At 36.0% G+C, this 18,880-nt stretch carries 14 protein-coding genes; 9 read left to right on the top strand and 5 right to left on the bottom strand.

What is annotated here, in order from left to right; all coding sequences use genetic code 11:
- Positions 1–22: 22 nt before the first annotated feature.
- The 3 genes from A1704_RS18280 to A1704_RS18270 form a co-directional block, all read right to left on the bottom strand.
- Positions 23–1,015, bottom strand: a complete 993-nt coding sequence (locus A1704_RS18280) for a PDDEXK nuclease domain-containing protein (protein ID WP_062675493.1) — start codon at positions 1,013–1,015, stop codon at positions 23–25.
- A 57-nt stretch (positions 1,016–1,072) separates the two neighbouring features.
- The gene (locus A1704_RS18275; RefSeq protein WP_062675492.1) at positions 1,073–2,827 is read right to left on the bottom strand and encodes a peptide MFS transporter; all 1,755 of its coding nucleotides are present in this window, start codon (positions 2,825–2,827) and stop codon (positions 1,073–1,075) included.
- 134 nt (positions 2,828–2,961) lie between these two features.
- The gene (locus tag A1704_RS18270) at positions 2,962–4,617 is read right to left on the bottom strand and encodes a peptide MFS transporter (RefSeq protein WP_062675491.1); all 1,656 of its coding nucleotides are present in this window, start codon (positions 4,615–4,617) and stop codon (positions 2,962–2,964) included.
- A gap of 262 nt (positions 4,618–4,879) precedes the next feature.
- Between A1704_RS18270 and A1704_RS18265 the strand changes: the two genes are divergently transcribed.
- Both A1704_RS18265 and A1704_RS18260 read left to right on the top strand, forming a co-directional pair.
- Complete coding sequence (locus A1704_RS18265) at positions 4,880–5,059, top strand: bacteriocin-like protein (protein ID WP_062675490.1); 180 nt, start codon at positions 4,880–4,882, stop codon at positions 5,057–5,059.
- A 77-nt stretch (positions 5,060–5,136) separates the two neighbouring features.
- Positions 5,137–5,967, top strand: a complete 831-nt coding sequence (locus A1704_RS18260) for a GLPGLI family protein (protein WP_131797538.1) — start codon at positions 5,137–5,139, stop codon at positions 5,965–5,967.
- Between the two features lie 81 nt (positions 5,968–6,048).
- Here A1704_RS18260 and A1704_RS18255 read toward each other — a convergent pair whose 3' ends face one another.
- Positions 6,049–8,178 (bottom strand): S9 family peptidase, encoded by a 2,130-nt coding sequence (locus tag A1704_RS18255; protein WP_062675488.1) that lies wholly within the window; start codon positions 8,176–8,178, stop codon positions 6,049–6,051.
- A 221-nt stretch (positions 8,179–8,399) separates the two neighbouring features.
- Between A1704_RS18255 and A1704_RS18250 the strand changes: the two genes are divergently transcribed.
- The 5 genes from A1704_RS18250 (at position 8,400) to A1704_RS18230 (ending at position 13,882) form a co-directional block, all read left to right on the top strand.
- Positions 8,400–8,873 (top strand): hypothetical protein, encoded by a 474-nt coding sequence (locus A1704_RS18250; protein WP_062675487.1) that lies wholly within the window; start codon positions 8,400–8,402, stop codon positions 8,871–8,873.
- A 15-nt stretch (positions 8,874–8,888) separates the two neighbouring features.
- Complete coding sequence (locus A1704_RS18245) at positions 8,889–9,077, top strand: DUF6496 domain-containing protein (RefSeq protein WP_062675486.1); 189 nt, start codon at positions 8,889–8,891, stop codon at positions 9,075–9,077.
- Positions 9,078–9,519: 442 nt separating this feature from the next.
- On the top strand, positions 9,520–11,115 hold the full coding sequence (locus A1704_RS18240; protein ID WP_062675485.1) for a sulfatase: 1,596 nt from the start codon (positions 9,520–9,522) through the stop codon (positions 11,113–11,115).
- Between the two features lie 16 nt (positions 11,116–11,131).
- Positions 11,132–12,742 carry a sulfatase gene (locus tag A1704_RS18235; protein WP_202967950.1) on the top strand — a complete coding sequence of 537 codons (1,611 nt, stop codon included), beginning with the start codon at positions 11,132–11,134 and terminating at the stop codon, positions 12,740–12,742.
- A gap of 42 nt (positions 12,743–12,784) precedes the next feature.
- Entirely contained in the window at positions 12,785–13,882 is a 1,098-nt protein-coding gene (locus A1704_RS18230) for a formylglycine-generating enzyme family protein (RefSeq protein ID WP_238590656.1), read from the top strand.
- A gap of 2 nt (positions 13,883–13,884) precedes the next feature.
- Here A1704_RS18230 and glgP read toward each other — a convergent pair whose 3' ends face one another.
- Positions 13,885–15,549 (bottom strand): alpha-glucan family phosphorylase, encoded by a 1,665-nt coding sequence (gene glgP, locus A1704_RS18225; protein ID WP_062675482.1) that lies wholly within the window; start codon positions 15,547–15,549, stop codon positions 13,885–13,887.
- Between the two features lie 204 nt (positions 15,550–15,753).
- Between glgP and A1704_RS18220 the strand changes: the two genes are divergently transcribed.
- Positions 15,754–16,551 (top strand): hypothetical protein, encoded by a 798-nt coding sequence (locus A1704_RS18220; RefSeq protein WP_062675481.1) that lies wholly within the window; start codon positions 15,754–15,756, stop codon positions 16,549–16,551.
- A 191-nt stretch (positions 16,552–16,742) separates the two neighbouring features.
- The gene (locus tag A1704_RS18215; RefSeq protein ID WP_062675662.1) at positions 16,743–18,845 is read left to right on the top strand and encodes a T9SS type B sorting domain-containing protein; all 2,103 of its coding nucleotides are present in this window, start codon (positions 16,743–16,745) and stop codon (positions 18,843–18,845) included.
- Positions 18,846–18,880 lie beyond the last annotated feature (35 nt).

The following is an 18,880-nucleotide window of genomic DNA, read 5'->3' as shown; positions in this document are numbered from 1 at the left end:
ATGATATATGATTAAGTTCTAATTAAGGGTTTTTATCTTTCTGATCCAGTTCAAAACGGATTCTGTCCTGGTCAATAATTTGTTTTAATTCTTCTTCTTTTGGGAGGTACAGCAGGTATTTGCTGGCAAATAAATTATTTTTATCATTCAAAACGGAGTATTTTACAATGGTCTCATCTTTTTCAGAACATAATAAAATTCCGATGGTTGGGTTATCTCCTTCACCGCGTTTCAGATCATCATACATTCTTACATACATATCAATCTGTCCTATATCCTGATGAGAAAGTTCTCCTGTTTTTAAATCAATAATGACAAAGCATTTTAAGATGTAATTATAGAAGACAAGATCAATATAGAAGTCTGATGTATCCGTAGAAATATGTTGTTGTCTGGCTACAAAGGCAAAGCCTTTTCCGAACTCTAGTAAAAACTTTTGAATATGATCAATAATGGCTGTTTCAATTTCTTTTTCAGAAAATTGTTCATCAGCTTTTAATCCAAGAAACTCAAAAATATAAGGATCTTTTAAAACACTTTGAATAGTTTCCGGAGAAGATTTTTTATGTTCCAAAACCCTTTCGTAAGCAAGCGAATTGATTTGTCTTTTAAGATCTCTGTAATTCCAGTTATTTTGAACGGATTCATTGATACAGTAATTCATTTTATCAGCATTGTCAAGCCTTATCAGTAATCTGTAATGGGTCCAGCTCAATTCGTGACGCAATGCGTCACATATTGGAAATGCATGATAAAAAGAGCGCATGTTTCTTAAGTTACTTTCATCAAATCCTTTTCCAAATTCTAAGGTAAGTTTCTGAGAAAGTTTTTTCAGCGTATATTTTCCGTATTCTGCCCGTTCTTTTCCCTGTTGTTCATCTTCAACAATCAATTTTCCAATCTGCCAGTAAGTGACCAGTAGAGTAGAATTCGCTATACGAAACACTTTTTCGCGCGACTGCCTAATGATTTCCTTTACGGATTGGAATAAAGAATCTTCGGAAATTTCCATCATACGAAAATAAAAAAAACCTCTGACTTGGCAGAGGTTTTATGATATTTTGTTGATACATTAGTTTACACCATGCATCATTTTCTTTAAGATAGGTGAAATTAATCCTAAAATTACAGAAGCAATCCCACAAAGTACTACGAACACCATGAAGAATTCAAATAAGTTATGGATTTCGAATCCTACAAAAGTAGGGTTGTGTAATGGTAACTGAGCTTTATCAAAAGCAGCTACCTGATCCGCTGTCAGGGTTACTTTTTTATCCAAAACATCCTGTAGATTAACACCCATTTCTTCAGCTTTCTTGAATTTATCACCTGTTGCAGGGATAAGTGCTCCCAATGAACCGGCTAATGCATAACCAGCAGCGTTAGAAATGAAGAAAACACCATATAATAATGAAGCAAATCTTTTCGGAGCCAGTTTACCAACCAATGATAAACCAATCGGAGAAAGACAAAGCTCACCACATGTCTGGATGAAATAGAGTAACATTAACCATTTGATGGCTAATAAACCTGAGTTTCCAAGATCTTTTACATTGTGTGCAATGATGAAATAAGAAAGAGCAATCAAAGCTAATCCCATTGCCTGTTTGAACGGAGATACCGGCTCTTTTCCTTTAGCTCTTAATTTATCCCAGATTAAACTGAAAGGAACTGCCAGAATAACAACGAAGATTCCGTTGAAGATCTGAACCATTGAAGGCGGCATATTCCATCCTAAAATGTTTCTGTCTGTTTGGTTATCTGCAATAAATGTTAATGAAGATCCTGCCTGTTCGAATGCAGCCCAGAAGAAAATAATAAAGAATGATACGATATAAATTACCCAGATTCTCTGTCTTTCAACCTTATTTTCAGCAGAAGACATAATTAAGAAGGCAAGAGAAATACCAGCTGAATAGATGAATGGATAAATGATTCCTTTAATCAATTGCCCCATTTCTACAGAATTGAATCCAAACTCACCTACAAGAAGATATCTGAAAAGGAAGAATAAAACTACAAATATTCCACCAGTGATTCCTAAAGCCTGGCCAGAGAATTTAGCAGTCTGCGTTTCTCCTTCTTCAAAGTCAGCACTTGTATTATTTTTTGGTAATCCTCCGATAGGTCTTCCTTCCGGAGTTACTACATATTTGTTTTTAAGAATAAAGAATGTTACCGTTCCGATAACCATTGCGATAGAAGCTGCCAGGAATCCCCATTTGAAAGCGAAGATATCTCTTACTCCTGTTGCTGCATCTTTTACGTCTCCTACGTATGGACAGATGAACTGACCAAGGAAAGCCCCGATGTTGATCCCCATGTAGAAAATAGTGAAGGCAGAATCCAGTTTAGACTTTTCCTGTTTTGGATAAAGGCTTCCCACCATTGAAGAAATATTTGGTTTGAAGAATCCGTTACCAAAAATGATCACGAATAATGCCAGCCACATAATGAGCTTGGCGCTTCTGATATCTGCTGAGAAGGTAGAGGCACTGATAAATAGCAAGAACTGGCCAATAGCCATTAATGATCCACCAATGATAATCGCGTATCTGTTTCCGATATATTTATCAGCAATAAATCCTCCCAAAAGAGGTGTTAAATAACATAAAGCTAGAAATCCACCATAGATGATCGCTGCATCAGCTTCTTTTATCAATAAGGAATTTACCATGAAGAGCGTCAAAAGAGCTCTCATTCCATAAAAGTTGAAACGCTCCCACATTTCTGTTCCGAAAAGAACCCATAATCCTTTAGGATGCCTGGAATTCTTATTCTCTACAAATTCATCCGGTTTCGGACTCAATGCTTCAATATTATCCATTTCTATTGTTAATTTTTGTTAAGACTGACAAATATAGTTTATTTTGGGTTTTTGGCAAGGTTTTAATTTTATTTTTAAATAAAAAAGCTGCGGGACTCTTCCGCAGCTTACTTTTCTTTATAATATTAAGGATTTTAATGCCCTTTTTCTGTCATAATTCTATTTAGCCTTTTTAACATAGAAAGACCTAAAAGTGTAGCAAATATTAACAAAGCGAAGTTTACAAGGAAATAATTCGTCTTGTTTTCATAGTTATACCATGTACTTGCCAGGATTCCTGAAAGCTTATTTCCCACAGAGTTGGCCAGGAAAAATCCTCCCATCATCAATGCTGTAATCCTTGCAGGAGAAAGTTTGGAAACAAAAGAAAGTCCCATTGGAGACAAACATAGTTCCCCGATGGTAATGACTCCGTAGCTGGCAACAAGCCATAACGGAGATACTTTTACTGATCCGTTGTCTCCGGCCATCACTGCTAGAACCATTACAAGACAAGAAAGTCCGGAAATAAATAATCCTAAAACAATCTTGGTAGGAGTTAAAGGTTCTTTCCCTTTTCTTCTCAACAATGCCCAGAATCCTACAATAACCGGAGTTAGCGCAATAACCCAGAACGGATTAATAGATTGGAATAATTCTGTATTGTATAAATATACTTTGTTTTCAGGGTTTTTCTCAAGTGTTGCACGTTGTTCAGGGGATATGTTCTTAAAATAAACATCTTTCCCCATTTCCTTTTTAGTCTCACCATTATCATCTTTTTGAGAACGGAACTGATTGTCATAAACCGGAACTTCTTTATCTTCATAGTTTTTCCCTTCCACCATATAAATTCCCTCCAATGGCTTTTCAAGAGAAGCAGGAACACTTCTGTCCGTATAATAATTAGCCCATCTTGTCAGTGCTGTACCGTTTTGTTTGAAAACCGCCCAGAAGAACATACTGATCAGGAATACAGAAAGTAATGCTCCGATAGAGGCTTTTTCATCAGGTTTAGCCTTAAAGTAAAGGGATGCATAGAAATAAATAACCGGTACACATGCAAAAATAAAGGCATCTGTACTGTCACTTCCGAAAATATTATCAGGAATAAACCAACCTATTGCTCCGGCAACGATAGCAGGAACAAATACTTTGATCAGAATCTCTGAAAGTTTTGTATCACCTTCCTGTACAGGTTTCATCTGTGCAGCATGAATGTAATGCTTTCTTCCGATGGTAAAAATAACCATTCCGATAAGCATTCCTACACCCGCAGTGATAAAAGCTTCACCCCAACCGAATTTATTACGCATGAAAGCGGCAATAATATTACAGATAAATGCCCCGATATTGATTCCCATATAGAAAATATTATACCCGGAGTCTTTATTCGCTTTATAAGGTTCTTCAGAGTAAAGATTTCCTAAGAGAGTTGAAATAGTAGGTTTAAAGAAACCATTTCCAATAATAATTAATGCCAGAGAGGTATAAAACAGGGGTAAATCTTTAAAAACTCCCATACCTATATATCCTGCAGCCATTAAAAAACCTCCAAGATAAATAGATTTAATATACCCTAACACTCTGTCTGCCAGGAATCCTCCAATAAAGGGAGTCAGATAAGTTAAAGCAATATAAGTTCCGAAAATGTCATCAGCAGTTTTATCCGGAAGTCCAAGTCCGCCTTTCATGCCCGTAGGCTCAATAACATATAGAACAAAGATTCCAAGAATCAGGTAATACCCGAAACGCTCCCACATTTCTGTAAAGAAGAGATAGGGTAGCCCTTTAGGATGTTTAGTCTTCATATAATCAATTTTCAAATTTCCCAAAAATAGCTTTTTAATTTTAATTGATAAAATAAATAATAGCTGCGTAAATGATTAATGAAATAAATAAGAAAAATGAATGTGCAGACAGGTTTTCTTTATTTAAAAACTTGTACATATTTCACAAATTAAAATACATTGAATAAACATAAAATATGCGTATGTATTTCCTTTTTGAGTGATATTTGTTTTCTATTTTCGCCTATGTCAATAGTGACACGTAATTAAAAAAACATTTATTATGAAAAAATTAAAAAAGATTTCGAGAGAAAAGTTAAAAAGTGTCCAAGGAGGCGTAAAAGATTTTTGTCAGCCGGGAGCAGGTGACATCTGTGCACAATGGGGTCTGGAGTGTGGTTTTCATTATACAGTCCAAAACGGACAAGTAGTTGACTCACTAACGCATAACGCTTGTATGTAAACTTAAAAAGTATTTTATATGAGATGTAGTAATGCATCTCATATTATTTCAGTGTTTTAATATTTTCATTGAGTTTGTTGAATAAGATCTTAATATTTACTATGAAAAGACTATTTTTTATTATGCTTTTTCTTTCAAATATTTTATCAGCGCAACTTGTTACGTTTGTTTATGAAAGTAAGCATAAGCCTAATCCAGATAAAGAAATTTTTGAAACTGGGAATTATTATCTTGATGTAATTGGAGGACAGTCTGCTTTCCGGTCAGAAAAAGAAAGATATGCTGATTCATTAATGTTGAAAAATGGATATTGGGAAGGCGGACCAAAAACCTCGTTTAATCAGCTTTATATTATCAAGAACCTAATAAATAAGAGTATCATCAAAAGCATAACAACTCTATCAATGCATGATTTGTATAACATTTCCATAAATGATAAGCTGAATTGGGAGATTCTGCCTGAAAGAATGAAAATTGGAGGTATGGAATGTCAGAAAGCTATAGTAAAGTATGGTGAAAGAAACTGGATAGCATGGTTTAGTCAAAGCATACCCTTACTGGAAGGACCTTATATATTTAATGGATTGCCAGGATTAATCATAAAGATTTCCGATGATAAAAATGATTATGATTTTAGTTTGATAAAGACTATAAATGTTGATAAAAATAAAACATTTTATTTGAGAAAGGGAAAGGAAATAAGCTGGGAAACCTATGAAAAGATACAACAAGATTATTATTCAGATCCGTTTGCAGAAATCAAGGCGAGAAATATAAAATATAAAGTAACTGATGAAAAAGGAAATCCGGTAGAAATGAATTTAAAACAGATGACAGAAAGTATTCAAAAACAAATAAAAGAAAACAATAATCCTATAGAACTCAATCATAAAGTCAATTATAATTAAACAGGTTTTAAATGTTTTAAAAACTACTTCAAAATAGAAATGCACTCAATTGAGTGCATTTCTATTTCATTACTTGATTTATTATAAATTATTAAGGATAAAATCTGTCATCTTCTGATACAATTGTGGTCTCGTCTGCCCTCCATAGATTCCGTGGTTTTTATCAGGATAAGCCATGAAATCAAACTGTTTTTTGTTTTGAATCAAAGCTTCAGAGAACTCCATAGAATTCTGGAAATGAACGTTGTCATCAGCCGTTCCGTGGATCAACAAAAATTTCCCTTTCAACAGATTAGCATATTCCGTAGGAGAATTTTTATCATATCCATCCGGGTTTTCCTGAGGTGTTCTCATAAATCTTTCTGTGTATACAGAGTCGTAATATCTCCAGTTGGTTACCGGTGCTACAGCAATTCCCACTTTGAAGACATCAGCTCCTTTAGTCATTGCCAAACTTGTCATATAACCACCGAAGCTCCATCCAAACATTCCGATTCGGCTCTTGTCAATATAAGATTGATTCCCGAACCACTTGGCTGCTGTGATCTGATCTTCGATCTCATATTTTCCTAAATTCATATAAGTTACTTTCTTATATTTTGCTCCTTTATAGCCTGTTCCACGGCCGTCTACACAAGCAACAATATATCCTTTTTGTACAAGGTGATTGAACCACATGGCGTTTCCGTTGTCCCATGAGTTGGCAACCTGCTGAGATCCAGGTCCGGAATACTGGAACATAAATAAAGGATATTTTTTGTTCGGATCAAAGTTTTTAGGCTTCATGATCCAGGCATTCATCTGATCACCTACAGCGTTTGGAATCGTAATGAATTCTTTTTCAACAAAATTATCAGCTTTTAGTTTCTGTAACTGGTCATTGTTGTTCTGAAGTTCTTTTACCGCTTTTCCGTTACCGTCTTTTAAAACATAGGTATAAGGTTTAGATGCTGTAGAAGATGTTTCAATGAAATAATTATAGTTTTTACTGAAGTTTGCAGAGTTGTTTCCTTCTGCATTAGAGATCAGCTGAGTTTTTCCGTTGTCAATATTTACTTTGGAAATCACCTTATTAATGCTTCCTTTTTCAGTTGTCTGAACGTAAATTTCTTTAGATTTTGGATTAAAACCATAATAATCCGTTACCTCCCAGTTTCCTTTTGTGATCTGTTTTTTCAACTTACCATCTTTGTCATACCAGTACAGGTGACGGTTTCCGTCTCTCTCAGAAGCCCAAAGGAAGGAATCATCTTCAAGGAATTCAAGAGTAGGACTGTCTGTATCAATCCATTTATCATCCGTTTCAGTAAATAACTTCTGAACTGCTCCTGTTTTGGTATTTACCTTTAAGATATCCGAAGCGTTTTGTATCCTTTCAGACGTAATTAAAACAATTTCGTCCGGTTTTGCAGTCTGGAATACATTCGGAATATAATAGTTTTTGAAAGAACCTAAGTTCAGCTGCATTGTTTTTCCGTTATCAAGACGGTATAGCTGTGCTGAAACTACAGAGTTTTTCTCACCTGCTTTTGGATATTTATAACGCATTTCAGTCGGATAAAGGTTTTTTCCATAAATGGGAATATAGATTTCCGGAACCTGGCTTTCATCAGACTTCACAAATACGATAGCATCAGAATTTTTTGTCCACTCATATTGTCTTGCATGCCCGAATTCTTCTTCATATACCCAGTCTGCCAAACCATTCAGGACAGAGTTCTTTTTACCATCCGTAGTAATCTGTGTGATTTTTCCGGAGCTAAGATCTTGATAGAAAAGATTATTGTCAGCAATAAAGGCCACTTTTGTAGCATCCGGTGAAAATGTAGGCTCCTGAACCGGTTTTCCTTCATTAAGGCTGATTACTTTCCCGGATTTTAAATCTTTTACATCAAATTTCCCCAGAAAAGAATGTCTGTAAATAGGCTGGCTTCCTGTCTGTAAAAGGATTTTAGATTCATCATCAGAAAAAATATAGCTTTCAAACCTTCCATCCACAAGATTTCCTTCCTTCTGTGAAGTTTTGTAAGAATATTTTGCAATTCCCGAAGGTTCAATTACAAGATAGTTTTCTCCGTTTTTCATAGAAGAGATTCCTGCAATCCCTTTTCCACGGTAATATCCTGAATATATTTTATCTAAAGTAATTTCCTGTGCTGAGACATTTTGAAATACAGCAGCAACAGTAAGAGTTAAAAGGAGTTTTTTCATTTTCAATTTTAATGATTCCAAATTTAATAATTCTTACTTACATAACCATATAAAATAAAAATCGCGACCTGATGTCATTTTTTCTTACTCTTTCAGGAAAATGTTTTTTAGTTTTCGAATCTGAAGTAATTGAAAATATTCATTAATGAAATTTCTTTAAAAAGGCAATTTGGCAAAAAAATTGAATATATAACAAGTATAAATCAAATGAAATAATAATTATGGAAACGAATGCATACAACCAGAAACTGAACCGTTATGTATTGAACGATCAGATTGTTTATACAGGTTTTTCCAGTTTTAAAGACGCTGAAGAATGTGCCCATAAAAAAGGAGGAACATTGGTGGAAGTCGTTTTTAGAGACGGAAATGATAATCCCGAAATTACTGATGAGGCGGGGTTGATAGAGAAAAAAATTCATTACTATGTGTATGCAGGCGATGAGTATAAATTTATCCATTCCTCAGATCCGGGATTTAGAAAATATGCAGATGAACTGCAGAAAATAAAAGCAAAACTGCAACAGTCTCCACCGGATGAAAGGTATTTAGCCAATTTTGAGATTGAAAATGCGGAAGACCCGATTATTGTGATCAAAAATGATCATTTTGAATCGGTAACATCGAGAGAGCGTTCAAAATATTTGAAACATGCGTGTGTCTATGAATTAGGGGTATCCCTGCCAAAATCTTAAAAAAAAAATCTGATCATGAGCAAGACTAAATATTCAGAAAAAGCTCAGGACAAAGTAGGAAAGGTAATGCACGAATTCAAGGAAGGAAAATTAAAGTCTTCTTCCGGAAAGAAAGTAACAAGCAGAAAGCAAGCCGTAGCCATTGGTATTTCTGAAGCGCGGGAAAAAGGTATGAAAGTACCATCGAAAAAGAAAAATAAGTAATTCATAAAATCCAGAAAGAAAAACTTTCTGGATTTTTTTTATCTCATATCCTATATTTTATCTGTTTCGAATAATAAATAGGCAAAAGAAGTAATGAGAAAATTAGCTGGTTTTGTTTTTTTATGCAATTTTTCCTGTATTTTGATGTTGTTTATTTTATTTTAAGTACTTGTAAATGTGTGTTTTGTGTTATTGATGTATATATGCTGTAGTTTACTTTGCTAGAGTTTGTAGTTTTTTGTTGCAAATTCGCATCACATTCATAACTCATTATCTTATTTCGATTCAAAACACAAATGATGAAAAAGAATTCTTAATGTTTTGTGGATGTTTAAAGTTTTTCTTTTTTCAATATTTAATCAATAACAGCCTTGGGGATTTTTTCTTTACTATTACGGTGCAACTCACATTCTTACAAGGCTGGTTTTTAAAATTAATTGATATGTTCAGAGTTTCAACTTTAAAATCAGTTTATATTCTTCTATTGATTTTATCATTTAATATAATTGCAGGACAGTCACAAAAAAAGTCTAAGCCCAATGTAATTTTTATTGTCGTTGATGACCTGAGGCCGGAACTGGGAGTTTACGGTAATTCAACCATTAAAACACCCAATATAGATAAGCTGGCAAGAAGAGGTACAACTTTTACAAATGCATATTGTCAGGTAGCAGTTTGTGCCCCTTCCAGAGCCAGTGCCTTAACGGGTTTACGGCCGGATTCCACTAAGGTATGGGTGCTGGGAGAAGAATTTCGTAAAATACATCCTGATGTGGTAACGATTCCCCAGCAATTTGAAAAATTCAATTATCATACAGTATCTATCGGAAAGATTTTTCATAATCATATGCCTGATTCTATCTCTTTTCGTGAACCGGATCTCCGTCCTGAAGGATATGCCGTTAAAAATATGATAGACAGAGATCCGGAATCTTTTTATTTCAGTGGTGAACTTAAAGCTGAGCTTGCTGCCAAAAGATTGGAAAGATTAGCCAAAGATCCTAAAAGATATGGGAATGGCTGGGCATACGGACGTTCTGTAGAAGTTGCAGACTGTCCTGATGATTCGCTGTATGACGGAGCTCAGACATCACTTGCTATTCAGACCATCAACCGTATTAAAAATAAAAAGAAACCCTTCTTCCTTGCATTGGGGTATTTCAGGCCGCATTTACCTTTTGTAGCTCCGAAAAAGTACTGGGATCTTTATGATCCTATGCAAATACCTATGGCGGATAACAATTTTATTCCGTTCAACGCACCAAGTATGGCTATGTATAACCAAAGAGAGATGACTGCTTGCTATGATCTGGAATACGTAAAACATCCTGCCTACTTCCGGATGCCTGAAAAGGAAGCCAGAATGCTCAAACATGGGTATTATGCTTCTGTAAGCTATGTTGATGCCTGTATTGGGCGGCTTGTAAATGAGCTGGAAAAACAAAAACTAATGGACAATACCATTATTGTATTATGGGGCGACCATGGCTGGAAACTGGGTGAGCATAACGCCTGGGGCAAGCAGACTAATTATTTAAATGATACCCGTGTTCCTCTTATTGTATATGCACCTGGAATGAAAAATCCGGGAAGTAAAAGCAATGAACTGGTAGAGATGGTAGATCTTTATCCTACCCTCTGTGATCTCGCAGGAATAGAAACACCTGCTTATCTGCAAGGCATAAGTTTTAAAAAGCTTCTGAATGAAAATAGTGTCGAATGGAAAGGAGCAGTATTCAGTCAATTCTTACGCCCTGCCGGAGAAGGAATCGATGTTAATAAAAAAAATTACATGGGATATTCAATGGTGACCAAAAGCTATCATCTGATAGAATGGTACTATTGGGATAAAGTAACCCAAAAACCGGGGGAACTTGTGGCACGGGAACTTTATAATCTTACCTCAGATCCGAAGGAGAATTTCAATATAGCAGTTTATCCCGAAAATAAAGACATTCTGGAAAAGCTTTCTGAACAACGTAAAAAAGGATGGAAAGAAGTGAAAAATAAGCTGATAACAAATAAGTCTTATCAATAAAAGAAAATTATACCTCATGAAGAATTTCAACTTTTTAAAAATAGTATTCATTATATTGATTTGTAATTGCATGGCGGTGAGAGGTGTAAGCTTTAATAAAGATAATCCCAAACCTAAAAGAAGTGTAAGATCCGCTATCAAGCAAACAAGACCCAATATCCTGTTTATTCCTATTGATGATTTAAGACCAGAAATGGGCTGCTATGGAAATACAGTTATAAAAACTCCTAATATGGACAAACTTGCAGCAAGAGGAGTAATCTTTAATAGGGCATACTGTCAGCAGGCGGTATGTAATCCTTCGAGAGCAAGCCTTCTGACAGGTCTAAGACCAGATTCCGTTCGTGTATGGGATCTTCAGACAGATTTCAGGAAAAATCTGCCGGATATAGTAACCCTTCCGCAGATCTTTAAAAATAATGGTTATTATACAGTAGGAATTGGAAAAACCTTTCATAACACTTTACCTGATGATAAATCCTGGAATGAAGAACTTCATGTAAATGGATACCCTTTTGATCCGGACGCAGTGTATCAGCTGGAGAAAAACAAGATGATTCAGAAAGAAAAGGAGCTTGCTCTGCAGAAAATGGGAAAAGCCAAGCCGGATGTTTATGGATTTATCTATACAAAGTCCAATTCCGTTGAAATGGCAGATGTTGATGATGATGCTTATTATGATGGCGCACAAACGACTATGGCCATTCAAAAGCTGAAAGAATTAAAAGGAAAAGATAAGCCTTTCTTTTTTTCAGTAGGTTATTACCGTCCGCATTTGCCATTTAACGCTCCTAAAAAATACTGGGACTTGTATAACAGAAACGACATACCTCTTGCGAAAAATCAATTCATACCTGAAAATGCTCCGGAATTTGCCGTACATGGTGATGCTGAACTGAGAGGGTATACGGACAGATCAGACCTGCCTTTACCATCGGAAAAGCCATATGATTTGGAAAAGCAAAAGGAAATTCTCCATGCCTACTATGCCTCTGTCTCTTATACAGATGCTCAGATAGGCAGGCTTTTAAAAGCCTTGGATGAATTAGGACTGAGTGAAAATACCATTATTGTATTGTGGGGAGACCATGGCTGGAAACTTGGAGAGCATAACAGTTGGTGTAAACAGAGCAATTACGAGATTGATACCAGAGTGCCGCTTATTATCAGCGGGGCAGGAGTAAAGGCGAAAGGAAAATCAAGCAATGCACTTACAGAGTTTGTTGATATTTATCCTACTTTATGTGATATGAGCGGAATAAAAATTCCCGATTATCTTCAGGGAACGAGTATGAAACCTCTGCTTTCGGATTCTGACCGTAAATGGAAAACAGCAGCCTACAGTCAGTTTTTATTGGGAAGATACGGGGTAAAAGCCAAAGGGGGACAAAATGTAGAAAGAATGGGATATGCCATCCGTACCGACAGGTATCGATATGTAGAATGGTTCGAATGGAATAAAGAGACTGAAAAGCCCGGAGCTTATCTGGCCCGAGAGCTTTATGATCATAAAAATGATCCTGACGAAAATATAAATATTGCTGAAGAAGTTCCTTCTAAAAAAATAGTCAATCAACTTTCACTTCAGTTGAAAAAAGGATGGAGATACAGTAAACCGAAATCATAAAAAACTGTAAATATTCAGATAAAGATGATGTTTTCCATAAAGATGATAATTTGTACAGGAGTATTAAGTTTGGTATGTTCCTGTAGTAAAAATAAAGCCGTAGAACCTGTGGGAAATAAACCCGGGCATACCTGCATGACTATTCCGAAGAGATTAGGGACAACAGATCCTTCTCATATCAGTTTTAATGGAAAAACTTCTCTGGAAGCAATGGTGCTAATCCCTGGAGGAGAGTTTGATATGGGAGGCGATAACAGTCAGGCTGATCCAGATGAATACCCTAAACATAGAGTGAAGGTTTCTCCGTTTTATATGGATATAACAGAAGTGACGAATGCACAGTTCAATAAATTTGTAAATGCTACAGGCTATATCACAACGGCAGAACGTAAACCCGATTGGGACGAATTAAAAAAAAACCTTCCTAAGGGTACTCCGAAACCTCCGGATAGTATATTGGTAGCTGCTTCATTAGTATTTAAACCTACCAGCAGACCTGTGGATCTGAATGATTACAACCAATGGTGGAAATGGGTAAAAGGTGCTAGCTGGAAACATCCTGAGGGACCGGGAAGCAATATTGAAGGAAAAGACAACTATCCTGTAGTACATATAAGCTGGGATGATGCACAGGCTTATTGTAAATGGTCTGGTAAACGTTTGCCCACAGAAGCAGAATGGGAATTTGCAGCACGGGGCGGATTAAAAAATAATATATATCCATGGGGAAATGAACCCGTCAATGAAGGAACTCCTAAAGCAAACAGCTGGGAAGGAAAGTTTCCGTACCTCAATGAAAAGAAAGACGGTTATAGTACCCTTGCCCCTGTACAATCATTTAAAGCCAATGGATATGGATTGTATGATATGGCGGGAAATGTTTGGGAATGGTGCAGCGATTTATATAATTATGATTACTATAAAAAACTAGAAGGCACAATGGCTCTAAACCCGAAGGGTGCTGACAAGTCTTATGACCCTCAGGAACCTTATAGTGTAAAGCGCAGCCTTCGTGGAGGAAGCTTTTTATGCAATGATAGCTATTGCAGTGGATACAGGGTGGCCCGGCGTATGAAAAGCAGCCCTGATACAAGTCTTGAACATACCGGATTCAGGTGTGTTCAAGACATTACTCATTAATTCTATTTTTGATTATTATAGAGGATCCGGTAGTATTCATCCGCCATCCTGTCGCTGTTGAAATGATCTTTCACATCATTCATGGCATTATGCTGAATTTTTCTCCATTCATCAGGGCGATCATAATACGTGGGAAGAATTTCGTTTTCAAGGATTTCATATAATGTATTTAAATCATAATTATCCTGTTCATAAATGCTCATATTCTGATAATCTGCTTTAGGAACAACGAAAGAATTTTCTCCGTGTTTGGCAAATTCCGGAATCCAGCCGTCGTCTGTGGATAAATTGACAGAGCCGTTCATAGCAGCCGTCATACCAGAAGTTCCGGAAGCTTCCCTTGGAACTCTTGGGTTATTAAGCCATACATCAGAACCTTGTTTTAAAGACTTACTTAAAGAAAGCTCGTAGCCTGTAAGAACAGCTATATTTTTATGATTTTTACTTTCTTCCACCAGTGTATTGAAGGTGGAAATAGCAGAGTAGTCCATTGGGTAAGGTTTTCCTGCCCAGATGATCTGTACCGGATATTTGGGATGGTTCAGAAGTCTGTAGAATCTCTCCTTATCATGCAAAAGAAGCTCTGCTCTTTTGTAGCCTGCAAATCTTCTTGCCCATACAATCGTAAAGATATTAGGATTAAATAAATTTCCTGTTTGATCGGCAACAATACTGAACAGTTTTTTCTTTAAATATTTCTTACGGAAATCGAAGGCAGTGGCATCATTTTCATCTTTTGCATTGTATAAAGGTTTATCAGACCAATATTTAAATTCCTGAGCATTAGTAATAGAAGTGATTTCACAGATTCCCGGATATTTATTCCACATGGCTCTGGAAACGACTCCATGAAGCTGTGAAACGCCATTGGCCATTCTTGCCATTCTTAATGCACAGAGAGAGTGATTGAAACGGTCATCATCAGATCCTTCAATCTTTTTCACTTCTTCCATGCTGTATCCCGAAAAATAGGACATGTCATAACATAATCTGAAGCTGTGCTTTTCATTACCAGCTTCTTCAGGAGTATGAGTGGTGAAAACCAGTTTTTCTTTAACTTTATCAAGATCTCCGTTATATTTTCTCAGAAGATAAAAGGCTGCCGGAAGTCCATGAGCTTCATTAAGATGGTAAACCTCTCTCTCAATGTTCATTTCATCCAGTAGCTTGGCTCCTCCTTTCCCCAATAAAATATATTGAGCAAGTTTTGTAGATTCATTCGCATCATACAGCTTGTGACAGATTGTTTTTGAAACATGATCATTTTCCGGAACATCCGTAGAAAGGAAAAACATGGGTGCCGTATTGAAAATTTCAGGATCAAGGTACCAAACTTTTACCCAAACCGGAGCACTATGGATTTCAATTTGGAATTTTATTCCGGTGTCTTCAAGAAAACTGTACATCTTTCTCGTCCATACAGGTTGTAAAGTCTGATCGTGGTTTCTTGCCTGGTCATAATAACCAAATTTCCATAGGATACCGATTCCAATAAGATCCTGCTTAAGATTATAAGCACTTCTCATGTGAGATCCTGCCAGAAAGCCAAGTCCACCTGAATATATTTTCAGTACCTGCTCAAGAGCAAATTCCATTGAGAAATAAACGGCTTTTTTTGAATATTGAGGATTAATCGTGTAAGGTATTCTGAAATTCCTGAAATCCATAAATGTGGGTTTGTGTTTAAAAAGGCAAAGGTATTAATTATGAAAATAAACTTTACATTAATTAATCGATAAATTAATAAAAAAACTAAGTATTGAATTGTTTTTTTACTTACCTTTAAGAGGGTAAATTTTTGATTATCAAAAACTTTTAATGATGAAAGCCATTGGCTGCATGTGTTCTTTAATTAAATAAAAAAATCACACATGAAAAAGACGTTTTCTGAAGAAGATCTGATAAAGAATCTTAGCTTATACTACCTTAATCGGCATTTGAAAAAAAAGCCAATGGAAAAGTATCACCGGACCATAGATGAATCTCCGCTGCATGACCGTGAAAAATACAGAAAGAAATCCGAGATTCTGCTTCTCAATTCTTTTATGCATCATTTTCCCGAAGTGAAATTTGAAAACCTTACCTGCGAGAGTCCAGACTTTATCGCCAAATTAAACGACAAAAAAATCGGAATAGAACTGACTGAAGTGATCAATCATCTGGAAATGAAAAAAGTTGAAAGTACTTTGAATAAAATGTTCCGTCAGGCAGAAATATTATTAGAACAGGAAGACACTACGAAATATCGTGGTGTTTATTTTTTAGAATTCCACCCGGAAACCAAATTTGATAATCTGGAAATACAACAGGAAAATATCATCAGCATTTATAAGAGCATCAAAAAAAATAAAGGAGTGGGATGTGTAAAAAGTGTAAGAAAATCTTTCCATCGCAGAAATGTATTCATAACCCATGAATACAGCATGAATCTGTTTGATGAACTATGCTCAGAAAAGATTCTGGAACTCATCGAAAAAAAGAATGAAAAATTCCCATATTATGACACCTCAGTAGATGAATGCTGGCTGGTCATTGTTTCCGATATGAATTCTATTGCTTCACGATATACCTTCATTCAGGATAAAGAACATTTAAGAGAAGTAAAAAGTCCTTTCCATAAAATATTTCACCTGGAAAATCTCTGTGGAAATATTACAAGTATAAAATAAATATTATGTATTTGATTATTTGTTGTATAATTTGATATAATGTAGATTATTTTGAATTATTTAATGTTTTAATTTGTAATAGTTTAAAATTGTTTAGATTTTATTGTTTTTAATTAAAATAAAGTTATATTTGATGTGCATTGATTATCAATGCAATGTATAACTGCTATAACCATAAAAACATTCAATCTATGAGAAAACTTTTACTTTTTATACTTCTATGTCTCTCTCATACTTTCTATGCTCAGGCCGATTGTGCTACCGCTCTTTCCGTTTGCGGAAATTCAAATATCACGTATAGCCCTACTGGGTATGGTAATATAAAAGAATTGGTTAACTCAGGAAGCTGCATAGACTTTACAGGGGAGCACAATTCAATCTGGTATAAAATTACAATTGCTACAGGAGGAACGCTTACCTTCGATCTGGTTCCTAATAATCCGGATGCTGATTACGACTGGGCAATTTTTGGTCCCAATGTAAACTGTGGAAGTTTGGGATCACCTATTCGTTGTAATGCGGCAACCGTTATTGGCCCTGGTCCTGCTACAGGATTAAATATGACAAGTACGCTTTTAAGTGCTGCAGGAGGTTCTTTAACTCCTTATTGCAGATATCTTGATGTTTTGCCGGGACAGACTTATTATTTATTTATCGATAACTGGGTGAGCAGCACCAGTTCTACTACAGCACCGTTTTCTTTAACGTGGGGAGGAACTGCCACACTGGCTTCACCATTTACCGATCCAAATATTCAGACTCAGCCATTTATTCCTCCGGGTATTCCGGCGGCAAATCCTGCAGACCCAAGAGAGGTTGTAATATGCTCTGCTACAGCTTTGTTTGATTTTTCTACCTTATCCTCCGGAATTCTCAACGGAAATCAAAATTTTGGGGTAAGTTATCATCTGAGTCAGAATGATGCCTTAACAGGGAATAATCCTATTACAGCTCCTATTACAGTCAATACAACAACTGTCTATTATTACAGCATCAATTATACCGATCCGGCCAATGCATCTAATCCGCTTAATAAATGTAAACAGGTTGGAACATTTAAATTTAAAAATGGTTCTATTACAGCCAAAAATGCGATTTTGACCCAATGTAACAATAATAATGCAGGGACTGCTTTATTTGACTTAACCACAGCGGACGTTATTGGAAACCCAAATGTTACTAAGAAATACTATCCTACAATGGCGGATCTCAATGCCGGAACCAATGAGATTACCACCCCAATGGCATTTGTTTCTGCAGAAGGAATTATCTATGTAAAGGTAATCTCAGAATTTGGTTGTACTGCAGTCGCACAGATTACTTTGAAATTTTATCCGGTAGTGGTTGTGAATGAAACAACCCTGAGATCATGTTTCATCGAAGCCAGCCCAGCCACCGCTTCTTTCAATCTTGTCAATGCTTCAGTAACCGGGCAGACCAATCCGACAAAAAAATATTATCCTTCATTGACAGATGCTGTTAATCAGACCAATGAAATCCTGAATCCCAATAATTACATTGCACCCAATGGTTTTGTATACATAAGGGTTTCTAATGCTCAGGGTTGTTATAATGTCGCTAAAGTTACTTTGATCGTTATTCCGCCTGTATATTCTGATAAGCTCAAAGATGTGACTATTTGTGCAGAAGACCAGACTACGCTGGATGCAGGACCCGGATTTAAAAGTTACGAGTGGAGTACAGGAGCTACTACACAAACGATTAAAGCAGGAATAGGAGTATATTGGGTAAAACTTAAAACAGGAGAATGTGTTACCACACAAACTGTAAAAGTACTTCCTTCCGAGCAGCCGGTTGTTTCCGGGATTGATATTTCGAATAACACAATCACAGTATCCGTAATAGGTGGAACTCCTGCCTATAAATATTCAATTGATAATATCATCTGGCAGGATTCCAATGTTTTCAATAACCTTTCCAGAGGAGATCATAAAGTATATGTAAAAGATGCTTATGACTGTGATCCAATAGAAATAGGAATTGTTGTCCCTAATCTGATCAATGTGATTACCCCTAATGCAGATGGAATAAATGATGTGATTGATTATTCAGCCTTAGCGAACAAACAAAACCTGATCATGAATGTCTTTGACCGGTATGGAAATAAAATCTTCCAGGCAGACAAATCCAATGGCTATAAATGGGATGGTACCCAGGGTGGAAGAAGAGTCCCTACAGGAACATACTGGTATTCTATCACATGGAATGAAAATGATAAAAAGAATACGGCCATAAAATATACAGGCTGGGTTCTGGTGAAAAACAGAGAATAATAATAAAACAGATAGAAAAAACCACTTCAATTGAG

Origin of the sequence: Chryseobacterium cucumeris, assembly GCF_001593385.1 — a bacterium.
Taxonomy (GTDB): Bacteria; Bacteroidota; Bacteroidia; order Flavobacteriales; family Weeksellaceae; genus Chryseobacterium; species Chryseobacterium cucumeris.
Note: the sequence above shows the minus strand (reverse complement) of the source record. Positions and strands in the feature narration are given on the sequence as shown.

Excerpts from the sequence above, each read along its gene's own strand:
- A1704_RS18275 (WP_062675492.1), bottom strand. The coding sequence starts at position 2,827 with ATGGATAATATTGAAGCATTGAGTCCGAAACCGGATGAATTTGTAGAG.
- A1704_RS18245 (WP_062675486.1), top strand. The coding sequence starts at position 8,889 with ATGAGCAAGACTAAATATTCAGAAAAAGCTCAGGACAAAGTAGGAAAG.
- A1704_RS18235 (WP_202967950.1), top strand. The coding sequence starts at position 11,132 with ATGAAGAATTTCAACTTTTTAAAAATAGTATTCATTATATTGATTTGT.
- A1704_RS18250 (WP_062675487.1), top strand. The coding sequence starts at position 8,400 with ATGGAAACGAATGCATACAACCAGAAACTGAACCGTTATGTATTGAAC.
- A1704_RS18220 (WP_062675481.1), top strand. The coding sequence starts at position 15,754 with ATGAAAAAGACGTTTTCTGAAGAAGATCTGATAAAGAATCTTAGCTTA.
- A1704_RS18265 (WP_062675490.1), top strand. The coding sequence starts at position 4,880 with ATGAAAAAATTAAAAAAGATTTCGAGAGAAAAGTTAAAAAGTGTCCAA.
- A1704_RS18215 (WP_062675662.1), top strand. The coding sequence starts at position 16,743 with ATGAGAAAACTTTTACTTTTTATACTTCTATGTCTCTCTCATACTTTC.
- A1704_RS18255 (WP_062675488.1), bottom strand. The coding sequence starts at position 8,178 with ATGAAAAAACTCCTTTTAACTCTTACTGTTGCTGCTGTATTTCAAAAT.
- A1704_RS18280 (WP_062675493.1), bottom strand. The coding sequence starts at position 1,015 with ATGATGGAAATTTCCGAAGATTCTTTATTCCAATCCGTAAAGGAAATC.
- A1704_RS18270 (WP_062675491.1), bottom strand. The coding sequence starts at position 4,617 with ATGAAGACTAAACATCCTAAAGGGCTACCCTATCTCTTCTTTACAGAA.
- glgP (WP_062675482.1), bottom strand. The coding sequence starts at position 15,549 with ATGGATTTCAGGAATTTCAGAATACCTTACACGATTAATCCTCAATAT.
- A1704_RS18230 (WP_238590656.1), top strand. The coding sequence starts at position 12,785 with ATGATAATTTGTACAGGAGTATTAAGTTTGGTATGTTCCTGTAGTAAA.
- A1704_RS18240 (WP_062675485.1), top strand. The coding sequence starts at position 9,520 with ATGTTCAGAGTTTCAACTTTAAAATCAGTTTATATTCTTCTATTGATT.